Annotated in this window: 12 protein-coding genes and 2 riboswitches; of the genes, 6 read left to right on the forward strand and 6 right to left on the reverse strand. The window is 34.6% G+C overall.

What is annotated here, in order from left to right; genetic code table 11:
* Positions 1–78 precede the first annotated feature (78 nt).
* Positions 79–1479, reverse strand: a complete 1401-nt coding sequence (locus tag DM447_RS15025) for a Na+/H+ antiporter NhaC family protein (protein ID WP_112182003.1) — start codon at positions 1477–1479, stop codon at positions 79–81.
* Positions 1480–1641: 162 nt separating this feature from the next.
* Here DM447_RS15025 and DM447_RS15030 point away from each other — a divergent pair, with 162 nt between their 5' ends.
* The 4 genes from DM447_RS15030 (at position 1642) to metE (ending at position 8709) form a co-directional block, all read left to right on the forward strand.
* Positions 1642–3453, forward strand: coding sequence for a MotA/TolQ/ExbB proton channel family protein (locus tag DM447_RS15030; protein ID WP_112182004.1), 1812 nt, complete (start codon positions 1642–1644; stop codon positions 3451–3453).
* Positions 3446–4141: an OmpA family protein gene (locus tag DM447_RS15035; protein WP_112182005.1), complete on the forward strand. Its 696-nt coding sequence runs from the start codon at positions 3446–3448 to the stop codon at positions 4139–4141. The genes DM447_RS15030 and DM447_RS15035 overlap by 8 nt, the downstream gene beginning before the upstream one ends.
* Positions 4142–4305: 164 nt before the next feature.
* A riboswitch (SAM riboswitch) is annotated at positions 4306–4412 on the forward strand.
* Between the two features lie 139 nt (positions 4413–4551).
* Entirely contained in the window at positions 4552–6396 is a 1845-nt protein-coding gene (locus DM447_RS15040; protein ID WP_112182006.1) for a bifunctional homocysteine S-methyltransferase/methylenetetrahydrofolate reductase, read from the forward strand.
* 24 nt (positions 6397–6420) lie between these two features.
* The gene (gene metE / locus DM447_RS15045) at positions 6421–8709 is read left to right on the forward strand and encodes a 5-methyltetrahydropteroyltriglutamate--homocysteine S-methyltransferase (RefSeq protein WP_112182007.1); all 2289 of its coding nucleotides are present in this window, start codon (positions 6421–6423) and stop codon (positions 8707–8709) included.
* A 425-nt stretch (positions 8710–9134) separates the two neighbouring features.
* On the opposite strand, the gene DM447_RS15050 is transcribed toward metE, so the two are convergent.
* From DM447_RS15050 to DM447_RS15060, 3 genes are all read right to left on the reverse strand, one after another.
* The gene (locus DM447_RS15050) at positions 9135–9530 is read right to left on the reverse strand and encodes a spore coat protein (RefSeq protein WP_232824129.1); all 396 of its coding nucleotides are present in this window, start codon (positions 9528–9530) and stop codon (positions 9135–9137) included.
* A 21-nt stretch (positions 9531–9551) separates the two neighbouring features.
* Positions 9552–9833: a hypothetical protein gene (locus DM447_RS15055; protein ID WP_112182009.1), complete on the reverse strand. Its 282-nt coding sequence runs from the start codon at positions 9831–9833 to the stop codon at positions 9552–9554.
* A 186-nt stretch (positions 9834–10019) separates the two neighbouring features.
* Positions 10020–12284 carry a putative bifunctional diguanylate cyclase/phosphodiesterase gene (locus DM447_RS15060; RefSeq protein WP_112182010.1) on the reverse strand — a complete coding sequence of 755 codons (2265 nt, stop codon included), beginning with the start codon at positions 12282–12284 and terminating at the stop codon, positions 10020–10022.
* A 91-nt stretch (positions 12285–12375) separates the two neighbouring features.
* A riboswitch (cyclic di-GMP riboswitch) is annotated at positions 12376–12457 on the reverse strand.
* Between the two features lie 191 nt (positions 12458–12648).
* Here DM447_RS15060 and DM447_RS15065 point away from each other — a divergent pair.
* On the forward strand, positions 12649–12954 hold the full coding sequence (locus DM447_RS15065) for an iron-sulfur cluster assembly accessory protein (RefSeq protein ID WP_112182011.1): 306 nt from the start codon (positions 12649–12651) through the stop codon (positions 12952–12954).
* Between the two features lie 78 nt (positions 12955–13032).
* Here DM447_RS15065 and DM447_RS15070 read toward each other — a convergent pair whose 3' ends face one another.
* Positions 13033–16473, reverse strand: coding sequence for an SCO7613 C-terminal domain-containing membrane protein (locus DM447_RS15070; protein WP_112182012.1), 3441 nt, complete (start codon positions 16471–16473; stop codon positions 13033–13035).
* Between the two features lie 320 nt (positions 16474–16793).
* The gene (locus DM447_RS15075) at positions 16794–18341 is read right to left on the reverse strand and encodes a BCCT family transporter (protein WP_112182013.1); all 1548 of its coding nucleotides are present in this window, start codon (positions 18339–18341) and stop codon (positions 16794–16796) included.
* 669 nt (positions 18342–19010) lie between these two features.
* On the opposite strand from DM447_RS15075, the gene putP reads away from it, so the two are divergent.
* Positions 19011–20531, forward strand: a complete 1521-nt coding sequence (gene putP / locus DM447_RS15080; RefSeq protein ID WP_112182014.1) for a sodium/proline symporter PutP — start codon at positions 19011–19013, stop codon at positions 20529–20531.
* Positions 20532–20587 lie beyond the last annotated feature (56 nt).

The raw sequence follows: 20587 nt of genomic DNA on the forward strand, positions 1-20587 counted from the left end.
TAGTTAAAATTAACGCAAGAGCTACTCAGTGGCCCTTGCGTTTTTGGTTTGTGATCAAACTAGACTTTCTCCTCCTTTTTAAAGAATAAAAGTCACACCAGTATATAGAATCGTAGTTATTGCAGCTGCGATCAATGCTGGTTTCAGCTTGAATCGTGCATAGTCCATAGTAGATATATCTAGAATATTTGCTAATGTATTTGTGTCATCACTAAGAGGCGATGCAAACGCGCCAAACGAACCACTTGCGAAAACTGCTCCGATCATTAATGGCAAGGATACATCTGCAGATAAAGCAAGCGATACACCTAAAGGCATTAAAATTCCCCACGTCCCCCAGGCGGAACCAATAAAATAAGAAATAGTAGCGCCAAAAACAAACATAAGTGGTGTGACAAACATCTGAGGGATCCAATCCGTATGTGCTGTAACGAATTCTGAAAATCCTAAATCACTCGTCACAGATGACAATCCCCAGACAATCGACAATAGAACAATTACAGACATAAGATCATTCCCACCAACAATAAAGCTGTTAACTAAGTCACTTAATTTAAAACGTTGAATCGCATATAAAATAATCGAGACAAAAATCGTAATTAATAAGGCAACTACCATTGCCTGTAATACATCAGCACGAATAAAGGCCTTAAATAATGACTGACCGGCACCACGTCCATCCCACCAGGTCAAAAATAACGTGAGTACAATTACTAATAAAACAGGAATGAGTAAGTTTAGTGGCTTACTTGGTAAATCCTTATGCACCGCTGGATGACAGTCATGCCAGTCGTCTTCTTTTCCCTCATCCATTTCCAGTGGTGCATCCGTATGTGAATGATGAAAAAAACTCAAATAGATGCCGAGTAAAATAATTACAATAGCAAAAAAGTTAAATGGAATACTCTGAATAAAAAGTGTATAAGGATCAATAGTAGTCCCCGTGGTTTCCGTAGAAATTTGAATGACAGATACCATATAACCAACAAATGCAGTTGCAACTGGAATCAAGACGATAACAGGTGTTGCTGTTGTTTCAATTACAAATCCTAGCTCTTTCGTTGACATTTTCACCTTTTTTAATATCGCCTTCATAATTGGCGCTATCGTTACAAAACGAAAGGTCGGTGCGCTAAATGTTCCAATTGTAGAGACATAAGTAAGAAATAAGGCTTGCTTTTTGGAGGTAATTATTTCTGCCGATTTCTCAACAAATCCTTTGATTCCACCTGTCATTTTGATCATCCCAATAAGTCCAGAAAAAACATAAAGGAAGACAATAATTTTAATATTACTTTCATCAATAAGTGCTTGTATCACATAGGTTAGCATCTCTTGCATGCCACCAATAAGTGAGGGTGAAATGATGTAGGATCCAACAAGTAGTCCCAACACTAAACCTGGAAGTACTTGTCGTGTAAACATGGCAACAGGAATCACAATCAAAAAAGGGATAATGGACATCCAACTCGTATCGATATGCTTTGCACACCTTTCTAAAAATAGAATCTTTTTAGAATGTGGAAAACCAGCAAATTTATGTATTTACTATTAATTTACTAAGAAAAGTTCATGATTTGGACATGCTTTGAATACTTATGGAATAGAGACATTAATGTTGTCCATCTAGGAGGAAATCGAATGATAGAAGCAATTCTACAACTTTTTACAAGTGAGCAAAAAGCACAAGCTATTCTTTCAAATCAAATGATTGAGCTAATCTTCATCATTTTATTTGTTACGTTTATTGTTACCTTCTTTGTTCATGTTTCCTTGTTCAGTAAACTAAAGAAAATACGTTCTTACTTACAAGAAACAAACCGCATGGACATTGACCCTTTGCGTACCTTCAAGGAACAGTTTGACCTTAAACAGCAAACCGAACCTGTCAAAATAGAAACATTCGTTCAAGAGAAATTTTCTAGTTGGCGTGTCTATGGTATACCTATTGTCAGTCTCATTAAAATGATTCAAATGACCGTATCTATTTTTATTTTAATCGGGATATTAGGAACATTTATTGGCTTAACCATGTCATTAGGAAATATTAATTCAGGTGGAAATCAGCTTGTTGAAGATGTCGCAAGTGTTTTATCAGGAATTGATGTAGCATTTTACACAAGTATTGCCGGTATGGGGCTTTCATTAATTATGACGGTAATGATCAAAGCGCTGAATACAGAATTTCTCCTAACTGATATTATGTTAAAAGTTGAAACAAATTTAACTGAAAACGAACAGAACGGAATAAGTAAACTAATTGAAGTTTCGGAAAGTATTAATAACTCCATTCTCATGCTTCAAAAGACAAACCAAAAATCCTTACAAAGTATTGAAAGTTCTTTTGATGGTTTTAAAGACTATACTTCTGGCTTACAACAAGCCGCAAAAGATTTAGCTACATTTAATGAAGGATTATCTACTAATCTACATGACTTTCAACTTCTATTTACTAGTATGAATAAGGTAACAAACGGCTTTGATGATGCATCTAAAAAACTAAACAAAAATTTCGATCAACTCTTCTCTTATTTTAAGAAAATTGATCAAAGAAATGAACAAATGGCAAGTACATTTGAACATACGTATCAAAAAATCGAAGAAGTCTCGACAACACAAATAGATACCTTAACTCATTTTGAAGATACCGTGGTTGATTTAAAAACATTCACCTCTTCTATCTTAGATGGCCAACAAACAATAAGTAAAGAAAGTCAGCGTTTAGTGCGTCATATGGAAGAACAAAATAAAGAATTTAAACAAATATTCGGCAAAGACCTAGGAGCGAAACTAGCCGGAATTACAACATACTTAAGCGAACTCTCTAACGGTTTTAATAGCTTAGAAGGATCACTAGTTCAATTACCAGATGTACTAGAAACCATTAACCAAGCACAAACAGAATATAAACACCTTCTATCTGATCGCTTTGATGAATTAAAACAATTTAATCGAGATTTTAATAATCATCTCAAAGCACACAATGCAGATTCTGTTTCATTTGAAAAGCACGTACGTGAAGCCACAAACACCTATGAACAAATTGGAATGAAGAACAAGCAGCTTATTACAGATATAAATACCACTATTTCACAAATGAATAGCACATTCATTCAAAGAGAAAATCAACTCGAAGCAAATGTTGGTGTATTAAAAGATACGCTTGCTAACTATGTGACTACTTTAGAAGGAACACTTGGTGAAAAGTTAGATAAGGTTGCTCGAAATATTAGTGAATATGCACAGGGAACAAATCAGGATCTAAAAAGAGAATTTAAGGAAATTCGGACGATTAACGAAGACATTCAACAAAGTAATAATCGTTATACACAACAAACATTTACGGAACTTCTCCAACAAATTGATAAATTAAACCAGCATTTACAGACCTTCAGCCAGGAAGCAACAAGCCTTAATACAAGGCGTACGGGTGGTCTAAATCAACATGATTAATAAATATCAACGGTTGTTTAAGGACGAGCAGGAAGAGAATCATTTTTGGCCATCTTTCACTGATTTATTAACATCGATCTTACTGTGTTTTGTATTAATCTTTATTTCAATGATGGTTATTAAGTCCATTCAAATTGAAGAAATGAAAGAAACAATTGATCAAATTATGGGAGTACGCTCAGAACTTGTAAAGGACTTAAATGCAGAATTTCAAGATTCTACTTTAGGCATCGAGGTAGATGAGAAAACAGGTGCAATTATCTTTGACACAGAAATTTTATTTGAGTATGATGGTGCAGAATTAAAGGATGACTCCTTTCAATTTTTAGATGAGTTTGTTCCAAAGTATTTAGACGTCTTATTAGCAAGTGGCTATGAAGAATATATCTCAGAAATTATTATTGAAGGTCATGCTGATCGCACAGATGGCTATTTATATAATCTAAAGCTATCCCAAGATAGAGCATATAGTGTAGCAGAATATATACTAGGGGATGAATTCCCATATAAAAACATTCAAGATCACTTGCAGGAAAAATTAACGGTAAATGGTAAATCATTCTCAGACGGTCGCACCGATGAAAATGGTGACTACAGTCCAGAAGCTTCACGCCGAGTTGAATTCAAGTTCCGCTTAAAAGACGAAGAAATATTGGATAAAACAATGGAAATACTAGAAGGAAATTAAAAATAAGTATTCTTGAAGTGGCTTTCCTTTCCAAATTCTATAATTTTAAAAAAATAAACAATATTAGTTAGTAAATAAATTGTTTGAATTTTTACATTATAGTAGTTGACATTATTTAGAATGTAACTTACTATAACAGGGAACATAAAACTAAATAGTTAGTCTTCTTATCAAGAGAGGTGGAGGGAACGGCCCTATGATACCTCGGCAGCTTACTTTTATATAAAAGTACTGTGCCAATTCCGTCAAACGTATGTTTGAAAGATGAGAAGAGTTAGGCTGTCGTTATATAAACCACTATAATACTGCCCCTCTTCTTAATGGAAGGGGGGTTTTTTGTTGCGTATAAAGTAAAAATTAACTTTAGTTAGTTGCAACTGGATAAAGTAAAAACAAGGGGGTTTGATCGATTGGATTTATTAACCACACTGAAGGAAAAGATTCTAATTGCTGATGGTGCTATGGGTACCTTGCTTTACTCACATGGTGTTGATCGTTGTTTTGAAGAATTAAATGTAACCCATCCTGAAGAAATTTTCCATACACATAGGGCGTATGTAGAAGCAGGGGCTAATGTTATTCAAACAAATACGTACAGTGCAAATTATATTAAATTGGCACGTTATGGCTTGGAGGATAAGGTAAAAGAAATCAACACGCAAGCAGTAAAAATAGCTAAACGAGCAGCAAATAAGGATACATTTGTTGTTGGAACAATCGGTGGTATTCGTGGAAGTCAAAAAAAACTTGGCACTATAGAGGAAATCAAGCGAATTTTTCGCGAACAACTTTATTGTCTCTTATTAGAAGGTGTAGACGGGCTCCTTTTAGAAACGTATTATAGCCTAGAAGAATTAACAACCGTGTTAGCAATTGCTAGAGAAGCAACTAATCTACCGATTATTACAAATATTTCGATGCATGAAATTGGATTATTAGAGAATGGTACACCTTTAAATGATGCATTAACACAATTGGACGATGCTGGTGCAGATATCGTTGGCGTCAATTGCCGATTAGGTCCACACTACATGATTGAATCTTTAAAAACAGTGGCCTTACCGAAGACAGCTTACCTTTCCGCTTATCCTAATGCGAGTTTACCAGCATACAGTGATGGAAAGTTAATCTATAACAATAACCCAGACTATTTTGAACAATGTGCTAGAGAATTTCGTAATCAAGGTGTGCGGTTATTTGGTGGTTGTTGTGGTACCACTCCTGAACATATTGTAGCCCTTAAAAAAGGTGTCGAAGGTTTCACTCCCTTATTGGAAAAGACGGACGTTAAGCACCCTCCAATAATAGAAGTACAGGAGCCTGCTGCTCGAAAAAAGTTAGATCTAGCTCAAATTGTGACACAGAGACATTCTATTATTGTTGAATTAGATCCACCAAGGAATTTACAAACGAAAGAATATCTAAAAGGTGTGCAAGCATTAAAAGACGTTGGTGTTGACGCCATTACACTTGCTGATAATTCTTTAGCCACACCACGAATTAGCAATCTAGCAATGGCCACACTAATGAAACAACAAAGAATAGCCATCACGCCTCTTCTTCACTTAACTTGTCGTGACCGTAATTTAATCGGACTACAGTCTCATTTAATGGGATTACACACACTTGGTATCCATGAAATTTTAGCTATTACTGGTGATCCTACTAAGATAGGCGGTTTTCCAGGTGCATCGTCGGTATTTGACGCTACATCTTTTGAATTGATTAAGCTAATCAAACAATGTAATGAAGGTATCTCATTTTCAGGTAAGTCATTAAAAGAAAAAACATCCTTTCGTATCGCAGCAGCTTTTAACCCCAATGTTCATCACCTTGATAAAGCAGTACGTAGGCTAGAGAAAAAAATTGATTGTGGAGCAGATTATTTTTTGACCCAACCAATTTATCAACCCGAACAAATTGAGTCGCTAAAACAAGCAACTAAACATATTAAACAACCAATCTATATTGGTATTATGCCACTCACATCCTCACGAAATGCAGAATTCCTACATCATGAAGTACCAGGTATGAAACTAACAGATGACGTCCGTCAACGAATGAAGGCGACAGGTGATAATAGAATACTGGCAGAACAAGAAGGTATGTCAGTAGCAAAAGAATTAATCGATGTTGCTTTTGAACATTTTAATGGCATCTATTTAGTAACACCATTTATGCGCTATGACATCACAGTTAAACTTTCCAGTTATATCAAACAAAAGGTTGAAAATGCGCAAGAAATAATTTTATAAGACTATTTTAATGGAGGTTTATACATGACAAAAATAATTAGTTCCAATCTAGGTTATCCACGAATCGGTGAAAAAAGAGAATGGAAACAAGCACTCGAGCAATTTTGGGAAGGGAAAATTCAAGAAACAGAATTACTTTTAATAACGAAAGTGATAAGACTAAATAACCTTAAAAAGCAACAAGAGAAAGGCATTGATCTTATTCCAGTTGGTGACTTTTCTTTATATGATCATGTATTAGATACTTCTGTTATGTTTGGTGTCATACCAGAACGTTTTGATTATAAAGGTGGCAAGGTAGGCTTAGACACTTATTTTGCCGTTGCACGCGGAACAAAAAACGCAGTTGCATCGGAAATGACAAAGTGGTTTAACACGAATTATCATTACATCGTACCAGAGTTAGAAAATATCCAACCAAGTGTGACAGAAAATCATCCACTTTCTTTCTATCAAGAGGCAAAAGAAGAATTTGGTATTGATGGAAAACCCGTGTTATTAGGCCCAATTACGTATTTGAAATTAGCAAAAATCCAAGATGATGTACATTTTGAAAAGTTGCTAGAAACATTCATACCACTTTACATTCAAGTTTTAAAAGAGTTGGAGCAAGCTGGGGTATCTTGGGTACAAGTAGATGAACCCATTTTCGGTACGAATTTATCTCCACATATTTTAACTTTTGCAAGAAAGGCGTATGACACAATAAATAAAGCAGTTCCTAACATAAATATTCTGTTACAAACGTATTTTGAAAATGTAGTGGATTATAAAAAAGTAGTAGATTTCCCTGTACAAGGAATTGGCCTAGATTTTGTTCATGGTGATGCCCTTTCATTTATTCAAAAACATGGATTTCCACATGATAAAGTCTTAGCAGCAGGCATTATAAATGGTCGTAACATATGGCGTGCTGATTTAGAAGAACGTTTAGATGTGTTAGAGCAGTTAAAACAAATTGTAACAAATAAGTTAATTATTCAACCGTCTACCTCCCTTCTACATGTTCCAGTAACAAAAAAACTGGAGCAAGAGATTGATCCTTTTATCTATGGCGGGTTAGCATTTGCAGATGAAAAATTAGCCGAGATCGTTACGCTTACGAAAGCATTAGATAAGGGGCGAGATCTTGTTAAATCAGCTTTAAAAGATGCTACTGAATCGCTTAAACAATGGAAAGATGCAAGTTTCGGTAAAAATCAAGAAGTGCATCAAAAGCTTGAAAACTTAACAGATACCGATATAAATAGGAAAGTAATCTTTTCAGAACGAATAAAAAAACAAAAGCAGTATTTCCAATTACCTTTGTTACCGACAACAACAATAGGCAGTTTACCGCAAACAAGTGAATTGAAAAAAGTACGAACAAAATGGCGAAAAGGACATGTAACAACAGGAGAGTATGAACAATATATTCGTGACTATATCAAGAAATGGATAACAATACAGGATCAGATTGGGCTTGATGTTCTCGTTCATGGAGAGCCTGAGCGAACAGATATGGTGGAATATTTTGGTGAGAAGCTGAATGGCTTTACTGTTACCAAGTTTGGCTGGGTCCAGTCTTATGGCTCACGTTGTGTAAAACCACCAGTAATTGTCGGTGATGTCTCTTTTGCAAAACCGATGACAGTAAAAGAGATTGTATATGCCCAATCCTTAACAACAAAACCGGTAAAAGGCATGCTTACTGGACCAACAACTATTTATAATTGGTCGTTTGTGCATGATGATTTACCTCGTAAGACGGTTCTAAACCAAATTGCAATTGCATTAAAGGCAGAAATAGAAATATTAGAGGAAAGTAACATTAAAATTATTCAAGTGGATGAACCAGCATTACGCGAAGGACTACCATTAGATCGAAACAAATGGCCTGCCTACTTAGACGATGCGGTTACGGCATTTAGATTAGCTACATCATCAGTTGAAGTGGATACACAAATTCATACCCATATGTGTTATTCGAATTTTGAAGATATCTTTGAAGCGATTGATGGGCTTGATGCAGACGTAATTTCAATTGAAACGTCAAGAAGTCACGGGAACTTGATTGCTACTTTCGAAGATAATACCTATAACAAGGAAATTGGACTTGGTGTTTATGATATTCATAGTCCTCGTGTCCCAAGTATAGAAGAAATTAAGCAAAATATTAACCGAGCATTACAAACGATTTCACCAAATCAGTTTTGGATTAATCCCGATTGTGGTTTAAAGACTAGGAATGAAACTGAAACAATAGAAGCACTTCAAACAATGGTAGATGCTGCAAAGATCATAAGAAAAACAGCACTATCTTATCAGAAATAGAATAGTAATATTAGCAAGCCCTCCACAGTTATCTGCGCTGGAGGGCTTTTTACTTTACGAAGTTAGCTGAAGACGTAGACGTGCCTGCGGAAAGCGTCGTGTATTTTTAGAGCGAGCCTTGTGTCGCAGTTGATGATTGTTGTAATGGAAAGGTAATTGCTACGTTAACTTATGAACCTCTCACAATTGGAATTTATCATTAAGAAAGTGTTGTTTATTTCTAGATTGCGTTAAGCCTGTGATTTTTTCGTCTGAATTTATCGATGTTAACCGTGAGATTCCTTATTTTCACTATTAATTATTCGCAAATTAGGTACATTTTAATTAAAGAAACATAAAATGCTACTGAACCAATTATTATGGTTCAGTAGCAGGGGGACCAATAGGATATTATTAATTAATGGAAAGGAGAACTTCTCTTTTTATTAAAGAATGTCTAACTGTGCAACAAGTGTTAAAAGAATCTGTAAAAGCACTTGGATGGATGCTGCAACATCCGTATCGGTAGTTGTTACGTTAACAGATTCACTTCCGTCAATTACAATAAGTTGTCTGTTAGATTGATCAATTCTAGAATATCCTAGAAGTTCTTCTGTTACCTCTTGTGCTCTTGAACTACTCGCTATTGAAATGTTTACTACAATAACGATCGCTACTTGCAAGGCGGCTTGCAATGATACAGCCACCTGGGTATCAGTCGTATCCACCGTTACATCTGTGGAGTTCAAAATAAAAATTGCCTCTTTTGATTGCTGCTCAATGTCAGAAATTTGGTCTGCATACTGACTAACCGCTCTTGATTGATTATTCGTTCTACTCACAAAAATACCTCCTTGTTTTTTTTAGGACTCAGAATTGTCTTTATTGCGCTTGATTTGCTGCAATTTTTCAATTAATGCCTCTGTCTGTACAGTCATCGTTTTTTCACTATTTTGTTGATCAGCTAAAAAAGCCTCTGTTTGTGCTTTAAGTCCTTCAACCGACTTTTTAAGGTTGCTTTTTTCATCATCTGACAGTTCTGTATTTCTAGAAATATTTAGTCTCTTAAAAAGATCAGAGACATGTACTTGAATCAAGTCACTTGATATTTGATTCAACTGGTTTTGGATATCCCCATCTGTCAATGTTCTCCCCCCTTTTGGCTAAGTTATCTTACACCATATATATATACGATTATCTATAATGTGAGCGGGTTCTTATCACGAATAGTACAAGAATGGACAAATGTTACCGATTGAAACGACTAGAAAATAAAAAAGCAACCGACACAATCATTGACTGTGACGATTACTTTCATTAACTAGCATTTTTCAATCTACGGTTTCTGTTGCAAAAGAACTTAAAAGAATCTCTTCAAATGCATTAACATCTGACGGTTTCGCATATAAATAACCTTGTCCATATCCACATTGTAACTCTAAGAGAGCTTTAGCTTGCTGGTGTGTTTCTATTCCCTCAGCAATTATATTTAAATTTAAGTTTATTCCAATATCTATAATTGTTTTTACAATAGAAAGATCCTTTGCATTTTCTATATGCTCGATAAAGGACTTATCTATTTTAATTGTGTTAATAGGTAACTCTTTTAGGATATGTAATGACGAATAACCTGTACCAAAATCATCAATAGCAGTTTCAATTCCAAGTTCTTTTAAACCGTTTAAAACCTCAATGGACGATTCAATATTATGCATAATACTTTCTGTTATTTCCAATTCTAAATAGTTTGCTGGAAGACCTGTTTCAATTAAAACATCACGTACTATCGTAACAAAGCTTTCTTGTTCAAACTGTTGGACAGAAATATTTACGGAAACACATAACGGTTGAAAACCTTTCTTTTGCCAATCTATATTCTGCTGACAAGCTCTACGCATGACCCATTCACCAATCGAAAATATTTGTCCCGTTTCCTCTGCTATGGGAATAAATTCAGCAGGTGAGACTTGACCTAATACTGGATGATTCCATCTTAACAATGCTTCCATTCCAATTATCGCACCTGATTGGATATTTACTTTTGGTTGATACAAAAGTGATAATTGATTTAATTCAATTGCTTTTTTTAACTCAATCTCAATTGTCATTTTGCGCGTAATATGTGCATTTAGTTCTGCATTAAAAAAGTGATATTTATTTCCCTTACTCTTCGCAACATACATTGCTGCATCTGCATGTTTAAATAATTTAAGTCCGTCTAACCCATCGGTTGGATACATACTAATTCCAATGCTGGGTGCAATGGGAATTTCATGATAATCAATTAAAAAAGGTTTGTTAAAAACACACAACAAGTTATCGGCAATATGGCTACAATCCTTTTGATTCTGACCTGGCAAAATAACAACAAACTCGTCTCCCCCAACTCGATAAACATCTGCCGTACTGCTTAATACTTTTCTTAATCTGTCTGAGGCTATTTGTAAGACACGATCTCCAATTTGGTGTCCTAATGTATCATTAATACTCTTAAAGCGATCTAAATCCATTAACAATAACGCCAACGGTTTATTAGATTCTTTAGCCTTTTCCATCATCGATCCTAGATCTTCAATAAAGGAAGCTCTATTTTTCAAACCTGTTAATGTATCATGATAAGCTAAGTTTCTATACTCACTTACTAACTTACTGTTTTTTCGCATAACTACTAGTTGGCGACCAATAATCATGAAAAAGGTAACACTTAATCCTATACTTAACGCATTAAGTTCCCAATTATAACTTTGTGTTACGAGGATTAATAATGTAATCGCACTAATATAAGGTAAGGCATTTTCTCTGTTGTTAAAGTAATTAATGACTTTCCAATCTAACTCTGTTGTATTTGAATGCACGAATTTCCCTGAGACACCAATCATTAATAAAGCGAAAAACCAAACAACATCCACAAGACTTCCAATCTGATATCCTCCCATTACATTTAAATACGTATAGTATATATCAGCAACTACTTGAAAAAAGAAGCCAGCAATTATAAAGATCATGATCTCCTTTTCTTTAGAATTATGTGATAGGAAATATAAATTTGAAATCGCAAACAAAATACTAATACTGCAAATTAGGTAAAGTAAGGTGACCACCGTGCCAAATATCTCTTCTCCTTGAGCAACTAGAATTGGACTCATTAAATAATACGCACTGACTGAAGTTGTAAAAGTCATAAAAACCACTACGGTAAATAAATAGGGAGTAGTAGAAATAGTTGTTTTAATAACCCTAATTTTATAAAGTAACCCAATTAGAAAACAAATATAAGCTAGTAACCATAATAAAAAAGATGCTTCAGGATACTTCATAGAATCCAGTGTTAGGAAAGCTACCAACCAATTAATACTAGAAACTGTATGAAAAAATAGACCGATACTTAAAATCAGCCAAAAATACCTTTGTTTATCAGTAGTAATACGATATGCTTTGTTTAACCAAAATAAAGCAATAATTCCGAGTATAGCTTGTAGACTAATAGTAAGAAAAGAACGTAGCCAATCATGATCCTGTAAAAGTAACAAGACAATATAATAACTAAAAGCTATACTAAAAGCGGATAAAATCGCTTTTCGTTTAGAGGAAAACATCGCACTTCACCCCGATCCAGATAGTCACAACATACATAAAAAGGCTATTCCCAATGGAAATAACCTTAGAATTACCAGTTATCGTTGCCCATTTGGTAACACAGCCACCATAGTTTTCCCTTAGGCCTGTTACTTTGCGTCCTTATTTTTCAATAAGTTTGCCTTTTCAATGCAGAAGTTCATTTTTATAATATAGTTCGATTGTATCATAAATAAGCAGCCTATGCGGTACTTTATAACTATAATTTGACTTCAAACAAAATATTTCCCATAAAATTCACTGTATTAAATAGTTGGTTTATGCAAATCACTTTATTTTTTTCTTTAACACGGTAATAATAGATATAGAAATGAGGTGTCGAACATGCAATGTAAAATGAATCGCAATGCTGCAAAAATACTTAGAGGTTGGTTGGAAAGTGATGGTGCAGAAGGAAAAATGGTTCGTGTATATGTAACGGAGATGCACGGAAATCATGCGCACTATGACGTGATGTTAGATACACCGACAGAACATGATGAAATTGTTAAAACGGATAAAGATATCGATGTATTACTAGATGCTAGAGAAGACTTTTTAGATGGCGTCTGGATTCAATATTTCTTTGTTCCACAAGAAGGATTTGCTATAAGTAACTCATCTAAAGGCTTACCGCCACATCATCATTAAAAAACACGCGTCTATCCATTATTCAGATGATAGACGCGTGTTTTTCTCACTAATAAAAAATTTCTATTTTTGATGACGTTAATTCCATTCCTTGAATTTCGAGACTAGTTTTTTCACTTTCTTTACTAGCCTTCCCTCTTCTTTTCTTTGCTTTTGCCACTCGTTATAGCTTGCTATACCAATTAATAGGAAACCTGCAAGTAATAGATACGCCCACCAAGGCATATTGCCCCAATATGGTTTAGTCTGATAGATCACATTAAAGAGAAGTGTACCAAACCCAATAAAAAAGTAAGATTTAATTTGAAATTGAGCTCCTATCACTAAAGATAGTAAGGAAAGAACTCCGACAATTAAAGCATCCCATATCGTATTACTCGAAATTGCATCCATTACTAAAATGACGGTCACTAACAATAAAGAGAGCGATTGAATAGGTGACATTATGTTTTTATAGTTTTTCCAAGTCTTCAGACTCAAAATAATTGCTAAGACAAGAACAGGTAAAACCCTAAATTCCGTATGAAAAAGTTCCGAAATAAAAGAGAGATATTCCTCTATAATAGAATAATAAGTTGGCAGAAAACTAACCAAACCTAATGTGACAATAGCTTTCTGCGCTATGTGATATTGAAACCTTCTCACTTGCGCAAATAGCCATATCGTTAGTAACACATATGGAATAATCTGTATCCAAACACTATTAAATGTTTGAAGAAAAGTGAAAGAATAACCAAGATAAAATACAGCTACAATAGAATACCAATCAATATAGCGACTTTCTTCATTCCATTGGTACAGGCTCTTAAACAAGATTTTCCCTGCAATAAATAGAATAAAAAAACTAGCCAAACTAATTAAAAACAACTGAGTATCTTGATACAAATAGCGTTGTTGTTCCCAAATGCCTAACGATAATGTTAAAGGAATCACTAAACCAACAAACCACTTTCTCCTGTGTAAAAAGTAAACATTAAGAAGTACATAAGATAGAACGGATAAAACCCCTCCTAATGAATTAACTTCGTATACGCTAAGAATCGTATATAAACCGTAGTTAGAAAAAGGAATAATATACCATTCCATTCTTTCCTTCCAAGTCTTATTTACAACGAACCATCCTACAAAGAATAGAATGCTAGACCAAAACCAATAGTAACCTTGTGAGACATTTTCAAATAAATTATAATACGGAACGGTCGTAATTAGAATAAATGTAACCAAAGTCAAAGCTGCATAAAGAAATAGCTTGATCGTCCATTCTTTTTTCTTCATTAACATACTATATATATAAACACCCAACGGAACAAACAAGAATAGTGGATTTATCATTTGCGAAAAAGCTTGATCAATCAAAATAACTAACATTACATTCAATTGAATAACCTGTGCAATCCAAAAAAAGTATGGTTTTAATGCAGGAAGACGTTTTCCTTGCCACCCTTCCACGACAAGTAAGACCAATGGGCCAAACAAAAGAAAAATTACAATAGAATCAAAATCTTGAATTGAAAAAGTGCTTAGTAAAGAAGCGTAAAAGCAAAAAGTAGTGATTGCTACAAGAAACCATAATGCGTCCAGTTTTGTCTGTCTTACTAACCAGATAAATACACCAATACCTACTAAGAGTAAGACAGGCCGAATAAAGGTCGTATCAATCGTAGAGAGACCGACAAGAGACGATAATCCAAATAGATAACTACCTTGACCTATATAAAAGGCAGCTTTAGCTAATCCAGTTTTCTTGTATCTTCGCCAAATTAAACTAACGAACAGTAGGATAAGTGATGAAATCGCAATATGAAATGGAAGATCTAAATAGACGGTGTATCCTGAAATCAGCTCTCCAATCTTTGGATTTAAGCAATACAAAGCAAACAACCAACTGACTCCATTCGTCCACTTCGCTATTTCTCTTTCTATGTTATTTTTGCTAGAAACAACAAACAATGCACTAAGACCGAATAATGTATACATAAGTGAAGCCTGTATAAGTGGTCCAAAAAGAGTTGCATACATCATGGAAGCTACCATTGCAGCAACAGACAAATAGAAAACACTTCTTTTTATCGGCAACAAAAATACAATTCGGTCACCTATACCAATTAATATAAATAGCAGCATAGCATAAAAAAATAGAAACAAATCCATTCTGATACCTATCAAATAATCAAGTAATATATCTCCAAGTTGCAAACCAAATGTGTATAGAAAAATTGTCGCTAACCAGCTGAAAATTACTCGATTGGTTATATAAGATAAATAGGTATAGGTAAAAGTAATAACCAAGTAAGCAGCTAATAAAATCAAAGAGTCCTCATTTGTTCTTATAACAATCCCTTGGTAACTAATATAAATAAAAGCAAAAAATGAAATTACAGCGCTGGTATAGCGAAACATGTGTGATATAAATACATCACTTTTTACGATTTGTGCAAAAACCAGATAAAATACACCAATCAATCCATAAACAATTAAATCAATGGAACCTAGCCAAGAGGATTCTGTTAATTGATAAGCACCATATGCAAATAATGCAGAGAATACAAATTGATATTCTTTTGTGTTATAAACAAACACCATTGCAATATAAATTGTGGCGGTTAATAGAATATTGAAACTGTAAAAAAGCGATTGTTCAAAAATTACTAACATCAGTAATGTTGACACAATTAAATTCAACTGTGCATACTTAGGCAGTTCTTTTACAAATAACGTTACTTTAGGAGCCCTACGATAATGGTGATATAAGTATAAAAGTAACGCGTTGAACACCATTATCAATAGGTAGAAAACATCGACAGATACCGGAGTAAATCCAATAAGAAAACCTACTGAAAAGGTTAAAAACAAATATGAAATCCAGACAAATAATCTAGAACGATGTTTCCAAGCATTCCGCACATATAATGGTAAAGGAATTAGATTACCCATTGCACCTAATAAAAATCTTCCCTCCCCTCTTAACGACAAGTAATCTCCAAACAAACTAAAGTATCCAATTGCCACAATTGCAATCGGTATTAATAAACTTCCTAACGTTAAAAAAGCAAAAGCTGTTTTATCTATTTTTAAAAACTTAGATGAAATCCCGCTCAAAGCTAAGAAAAATACAGAAACACATGATAATACGAGTACTTTTAATAATGGCCCCATTTGCGCCCATGTACTTGTAGCTACAACTAAACCACTAATAAGTAAAAAGATAACACCTAGTATTAACAACCAAATAATATTTCGTTCTCTCACTTCTTCCTTTCCTTTTACTACTTTTGCAGGTTTCTCTTTTGGTTGTTTCTCTGATTTTGTAATTGTTTTTTTCTGATTCATATTTGGCGCTATATCTTTCTGGATAAGTCGTTCTTTCTTCTCTGTCTTCTGCAGTTGGTAGTTTTGATGTTTTTTATAAGCATCCATAATATGTATGAATTCTTCCTCATCAATTAATCCCTGATCTGATAATGCTCGCATTTCTTCTCTTACAATCTTTTCGCGATCTGATCTAGAAAAATCTTTCATTACTTCACCCCACTAAACACATTTATATTCAGGGTTATGGTAACCTATAAAACGTGAAAACTCAACCTGTTTTTTCCAATTATGGTTATGCCATAATTTCTAAACCAAAATAAACACATACGATATGACACTATCTTATTTCCCCGGAAATAAACCGACATAGAAATACAAATTATCTAGAAGAATTAAATGTAAGATCTTTAGCATACTTTCTAGCGATTTCAATCGACGGTCTTTCGAACAGTTATGCCAGAATAAAAAAAACTCTCTAATTATATGCACTGAACTTTGCACAATTAGAGAGTGAGACATAAACTATTTTACTTTTTACTTTTACTAGCCATTACAATATTCTGTTCAACAGCTAATTTACGTGCAACCTGTACTGCACCCCATAGTGTTGGTAACATAATAATTGATACAGGTACTGCGGTAACAACAATAGAGTTTTGAATAGCAGATACACTATTCTCTCCAATCGCAAGTAGCATAATTGACATTAATCCAAAAATCAACACCCAGAATACGCGAATAAGTCTGCTTGGATGATCTGTACCAGTTAAGGATACTGCAACTGTATAGGATATTGAATCCACTGTTGTAGAAACAAACACTAATGTAACAAGTAAGAATCCTACTGCTAAAAAGAACCCTAATGGCAATGAATCCATAATTGCCATTACTACTGCAGGCATTCCACCTTCAGCAAGTGGTCCAGAAATTGAACCAGGGACATCTAATTCAGCTTTAATTCCTGTTCCTCCAACAACTGTAAACCAAAAGTTAGTTACTAGTGGAGCGATTATAGAAACAGCAATTACTAATTCTCGAATTGTTCTACCTCGTGATATTCTAGCAATAAAAATCGCCATCATTGGACCATATCCCAGGAACCAACCCCAAAAGAATATCGTCCATCCGCCTAACCAACCTTGATCACCTTGATATAGAGCCATAGTTAGCATATTTTGGATATGGAATCCTTCAGCTGAAACAAACATATTAATGATAAAAAGTGTTGGTCCAAGCATCAGCACACAAAGCGCTAACAATACAACTAAACCAACATTCATTCGACTTAAGAATTGAATACCTCTATCAACTCCAGTTGCAACTGAAATTGCAGCGATAACAATTAGTACACTAACTACAATGATATTGGTCGTAAGTGTATTAGGAATATCAAATAAAGAATGTAAACCGTAACCTAACTGTAATCCAAGAAATCCGATTGGACCCATAGTCCCTGCAGCAACAGCTACAATTGAAATAATATCTGCAGCGCTACCTATAATACTATTTTTTTTGAATATTTTTTCACCAAAAAGTGGATATAGCATTCCTCTTGGCTTCATTGGATATCCTTTGTGATAATGTAAGTACATTAAAACTATTGTAGCCAATGTTCCGAGGATAGCCCATGCAAGAAATCCCCAATGAAAGAAGCTCTGCGCTAAAGCAGGTGAAACGCCAGCCATAGTTGAAGAATTATCATCAAATAATGGTGGGTTAGCGATAAAATGCATCATCGGTTCTGCGGCAGCCCAAAATACCCCTCCACTAGCAAGTAGTGTACAAAGTATCATTGCGATCCAACGATAATAACCATTTTCAGGTTTATCCTTTTTACCTAGTCGCACATTCCCATACTTTGTAAATGCTAAAATAATTCCAATTACGAAATTTGCTAGTAACAATAGCTCCCAATAAGCGCCAAAATATTTAGCAGAAAAAGCAAATGAAGTATTAATCCAGCTTTCTACCATACTTAAATCGATAATTGCTAATACAACAAATGAGAGCAATAACCCTCCACTAATAATTAATACGGGTTTATCCGTCGTTGTTTTACCTTCGTTTTTATACACTCTTTTCCTCCTAGTTTTTAGAAGCAAGTGCCAACAATTTTTTCTATATGTATTGTAGACAAATCGATGTAAATTAATCAACTAATGATTAGTAACAAATTATTAAAGCTCAGTATCTACCAAATCTCCAGTTAAATAATTACGTAAAGTTCTAGAACAATCCGCTTGCTTACTATACAATTGTGTCGCCTTTTTATGTCTGTTATTTTTAATAACTAAGAACATTAAAAGAAGCGCAAGTAATAATTATACGTTTTCGACACATAAACGTCAAATTTTGTACTGATAAATCAGAATTTGAAAACATATAAGTAGTATATTATTTAACGATCAAAATATGCATAAGAATGTATAACTAAAAATCCACTTAAGGAGTGGAAGTTATTTCAAAGCTATTTGATATAATAATTTCTTTACTTCTACATAAATATGTGAATTATATCACAATGATTTGAATCTTCTTTCAATTTACGTTATGCTGTTACTTATGTTTTGTTTATTTGGTGTCAAGAAAACGCATTGCGAACAAAATGAATAAGCAGAGGAGGCTATCTCATGGAAGATTTCGCACTGAGTGGTGCTACATGGTTTTGGTTATTTATACCCATGCCAATATTAATTATTTTATCAGCTATTTCTATGTTTACAGAAAGGAGGGAAAAGTAAATCATGTCTACAGTTACATTAATAACATTTATCATTTATTTACTCGGTATGCTACTTATAGGTGTTATCTCCTATCGATTAACAAATGATTTATCCGATTACGTGCTTGGCGGAAGAAGTCTAGGTCCTGGTGTTGCAGCAATAAGTGCGGGTGCATCAGATATGAGTAGTTGGTTAATACTCGGACTTCCAGGTGCGATTTACGCTTCAGGTTTAGGAGAAGCATGGATTGCTGTGGGGCTCGCAATAGGTGCCTATTTAAACTGGCAATTCATCGCTAAACGTTTACGTGTCTATACAGAAGTATCAAGCAATTCCATTACCATCCCGGATTTTCTAGAAAACCGGTTCCGCGATACATCGCATTTATTACGCGTTATTTCTGCACTCGTTATTTTGTTGTTCTTCACTTTTTATACTTCATCCGGTATGGTTGGTGGTGCAAAATTATTCGAAGCTTCGTTTGGTTTAACATATGACCAAGCACTTTGGATCGGCGCATTAGTTATCGTATCCTATACATTCTTAGGTGGATTCTTAGCAGTAAGCTGGACGGACTTTATCCAGGGTATTCTTATGTTTATTGCACTTATTGTTGTTCCAATCCGAGCAGTTATTATCGTTGGTGGTTGGGATGCTACGATTGATGCTGTAGGTAATATCTCACCTAGTCACATCAATATGGTGGCAGGTGTTGGTGTAATGAGCATTATTTCATCTCTAGCATGGGGACTAGGCTATTTTGGTCAACCACATATACTAACTCGTTTTATGGCGCTACGTTCTGCTAAAGATGTACCAAAAGCACGCTTCATTGGTATAACTTGGATGGTCCTAGGTTTGTATGGAGCTGTCTTTGTTGGCCTTGCAGGTCTTGCTTTTATTAGCACACAAGACGTTGGTGTCCTTTCTGAATTTGGTATTAAAGTTGCTACAGATGGAGCTGGCATCCAAATGTTAGCTGATCCTGAAAAGATATTTATTGCTTTTTCACAAATTTTATTTGATCCAATTATCGCTGGCGTTTTATTAGCAGCTATTTTATCAGCTATTATGAGTACGATTGATTCGCAACTACTGGTTTCTTCTTCTGCTGTTGCGGAAGATTTTTATAAAGCATTATTGCGTAAAAATGCTTCTCAAAAGGAACTTGTATGGGTCGGTCGTATTGCAGTTGCTGTTATAGCATTGATTGCAACCATTTTAGCAACTAACCCAGAAAGTTCTGTATTAACTCTCGTTAGTTATGCTTGGGCTGGTTTCGGTGGTGCATTCGGTCCAGTTCTAATCCTAGCGTTATTTTGGAAAAGAATGACTCGAAATGGAGCGTTAGCAGGGATTATCGTTGGTGCTCTAACCGTTATAATTTGGGGAGATTTCCTTTCTGGAGGAATATTTGACCTCTATGAAATTGTTCCTGCTTTTCTACTCAACTTAATTGTTGCTATCGTCATAAGTCTTTTAGGTGGTAAACCATCATCTGAAATAGAAGCAGAGTTTGATGAAACTGTTAGTAGGTTATAAGTTCATGCACGAATACAAAAACGTTCTTTTCATAAATTGAGAAGAACGTTTTTTAC

Source organism: Paraliobacillus zengyii, assembly GCF_003268595.1.
Classification (GTDB): Bacteria; Bacillota; Bacilli; order Bacillales; family Amphibacillaceae; genus Paraliobacillus_A; species Paraliobacillus_A zengyii.